Source organism: Oleiphilus sp. HI0043 (assembly GCF_001634935.1).
The window spans coordinates 1-2,468 of record NZ_LWEY01001237.1 but is presented as its reverse complement, the minus strand read 5'-3'; the positions used below and the strand labels follow the sequence as shown (position 1 = coordinate 2,468).

Annotated in this window: 6 protein-coding genes; all 6 read left to right on the top strand. The window is 44.6% G+C overall.

Translation table 11 applies throughout. The annotated features are described in order from the left end of the window. The coding region (gene rplD, locus A3729_RS15380; protein ID WP_082882113.1) for a 50S ribosomal protein L4 at nt 1-300 on the top strand (300 nt) is incomplete at its 5' end. Further along, nucleotides 297-590 (top strand): 50S ribosomal protein L23, encoded by a 294-nt coding sequence (rplW, locus tag A3729_RS15375; RefSeq protein ID WP_068508512.1) that lies wholly within the window; start codon nt 297-299, stop codon nt 588-590. The genes rplD and rplW, both read left to right, overlap by 4 nt. 15 nt (nt 591-605) lie before the next feature. Next, nucleotides 606-1,433, top strand: a complete 828-nt coding sequence (gene rplB / locus A3729_RS15370; RefSeq protein WP_068508514.1) for a 50S ribosomal protein L2 — start codon at nt 606-608, stop codon at nt 1,431-1,433. Between the two features lie 20 nt (nt 1,434-1,453). Then, complete coding sequence (gene rpsS / locus A3729_RS15365; protein ID WP_068508516.1) at nt 1,454-1,729, top strand: 30S ribosomal protein S19; 276 nt, start codon at nt 1,454-1,456, stop codon at nt 1,727-1,729. 12 nt (nt 1,730-1,741) lie between these two features. After that, nucleotides 1,742-2,080 (top strand): 50S ribosomal protein L22, encoded by a 339-nt coding sequence (gene rplV, locus A3729_RS15360; protein WP_368664608.1) that lies wholly within the window; start codon nt 1,742-1,744, stop codon nt 2,078-2,080. An 11-nt stretch (nt 2,081-2,091) separates the two neighbouring features. Next, nucleotides 2,092-2,468 (top strand): 30S ribosomal protein S3 (gene rpsC, locus A3729_RS15355; protein WP_068634041.1); only part of this gene is annotated, 377 nt, incomplete at its 3' end.

Here is a 2,468-nt window from a genome sequence, read left to right as displayed (position 1 = left end):
GCGATGCAGGTTATTTTGTCAGAGTTGGTTCGTCAGGAGCGTTTGTTGGTTGTTGAAGAGCTAACTGTTGCTGAGCCAAAGACAAAAGAGCTGACTGCTAAGTTGAAAGAGCAGGGTTTGCTAGATAGTACTTTGATCATCTCTGAAGAAATTGATCAAAACTTATATTTGGCGTCTCGCAATATCCCTAAAGTGGATGTGCGTGATGCGGAAAGTGTTGACCCTGTAAGCCTTGTTGGTTTCGATAAGGTGGTTGTCACAGTTTCTGCTCTTAAAAAGATTGAGGAGATGTTGGGATGAATGAACAACGTATCTATAAGGTTCTTTTAGGTCCTCATATTTCTGAAAAAGCTTCTATGGCAGCAGAGAACAACCAGGTTTGTTTTAAGGTTGCTGCGGATGCTAGCAAGCCAGAAATCAAGAAGGCTGTTGAGAAACTTTTCAATGTTACAGTTGAAGCAGTTCAAACTGTAAATATTAAAGGCAAGACTAAGTTCACTAAGAACGGTCTTGGTAAGCGCAAAGATATTCGTAAGGCTTATGTCAAATTGGCAGAAGGTCAGGATATCGATTTCATGGACGTGGAATAAGGTAGAGGTCGAATTATGCCAGTCGTAAAAACCAAACCAACATCTGCCGGCCGTCGTCATGTCGTTAAGGTAGTACACCCTCATTTATACAAGGGTCGTCCTTATGCGCCGTTAGTTGAAAAGAAATCTAAAAATGGCGGTCGTAATAACAACGGTCGTATTACTGTTCGTCACAAGGGTGGCGGTCATAAGCAGCACTATCGTGTTGTTGACTTCAAGCGCACAAAAGACGGCATTCCAGCTGTTGTTGAGCGTATCGAGCACGATCCAAATCGTTCAGCGCACATCGCATTGCTGAAATATATGGATGGCGAGCGTCGTTACATTATTGCTCCTAAAGGTGTTGAAGTCGGTCAAGAGATTCGTTCGGGTGAAGATGCTCCTATTAAAGTAGGCAGTACCTTACCTATTCGAAATATTCCTGTGGGTAGTGTTATCCACTGTGTTGAATTGAAGCCTGGTAAAGGCGCTCAAATCGCTCGTAGTGCAGGTACTTCTGCGCAGCTAGTAGCAAGAGAAGGTGCTTATGCAACTCTTCGTTTGCGTTCTGGTGAAATGCGTAAGGTTCTTGTTGAATGTCGAGCTACTTTGGGTGAGGTTTCAAACAGTGAGCACAGCCTACGGCAATTAGGTAAAGCGGGTGCATCACGTTGGCGCGGTATTCGACCAACGGTGCGTGGTGTTGTTATGAACCCAGTTGACCACCCACATGGTGGTGGTGAAGGGCGAACCTCTGGTGGTCGTCACCCTGTTACTCCTTGGGGTGTACCTACTAAAGGCTATAAAACTCGCAAGAACAAACGCACTGACAAGATGATAGTACGTCGTCGGTCGGCTAAGTAATTAACTAAGAGGGTTACGCTGTGCCACGTTCTTTGAAAAAAGGTCCATTTATAGACCTTCATTTATTGAAGAAAGTAGAAACGGCTCTGGAAAAAGGTGACAAGAAACCAATTAAGACTTGGTCTCGTCGTTCAACTGTTTTTCCTGAGATGGTAGGCCTGACTATTGCGGTTCATAACGGACGTCAACACGTTCCTGTTTATGTAACCGAAGATATGGTTGGTCATAAATTAGGTGAATTTGCTGCAACGCGTACTTATCGGGGTCATGATGCCGATAAGAAAGCGAAGCGATAATTCTGAGAGGATATTGAGATGGAAGTAGCTGCAAAGCATAGAGGTGCTCGTCTATCTGCTCAGAAGGCACGTTTGGTAGCAGATCAGATCCGAGGAAAGGGTGTAGAAGAGGCGTTGGAAGTTTTAACTTTCAGCACTAAGAAAGCTGCAGCCCTTATGAAGAAAGTGTTGGAGTCGGCTATCGCAAATGCAGAGCATAACGATGGTTTGGACGTAGATGAGCTTAAAGTTTCAACAGTATTTGTTGATGAAGGCCCAACTATGAAACGAATCCGACCACGTGCGAAAGGTCGTGCTGATAGAATATTCAAGCGCACCTGTCATATCACGGTCAAAGTGGCCGATAACTAGGAGATACTAAGATGGGTCAGAAAGTACATCCTACTGGTATCAGACTGGGTATTGTGAAAGACCACAACTCCGTTTGGTATGCAGAGAAAGGTGATTACGCTAAGTACTTGCTAAACGACATTCAGGTACGTGAGTATTTGATGAAAAAGCTTGAAAGAGCGTCAGTTAGCAAGATCACTATCGAGCGACCAGCTCAGAACGCTCGTGTGACAATTCACACTGCGCGTCCTGGTATCGTAATCGGTAAGAAAGGCGAAGATGTTGAAAAGCTTCGCAAAGAGATTGGCGAAATGATGGGGATTCCGGTTCACATCAATATCGAGGAAATTCGTAAGCCAGACTTGGATGCTAAGTTGGTTGCTGCAGGTGTAGCTAGCCAATTGGAACG

Excerpts from the sequence above, each read along its gene's own strand:
- rplW (WP_068508512.1), top strand. The coding sequence starts at position 297 with ATGAATGAACAACGTATCTATAAGGTTCTTTTAGGTCCTCATATTTCT.
- rplB (WP_068508514.1), top strand. The coding sequence starts at position 606 with ATGCCAGTCGTAAAAACCAAACCAACATCTGCCGGCCGTCGTCATGTC.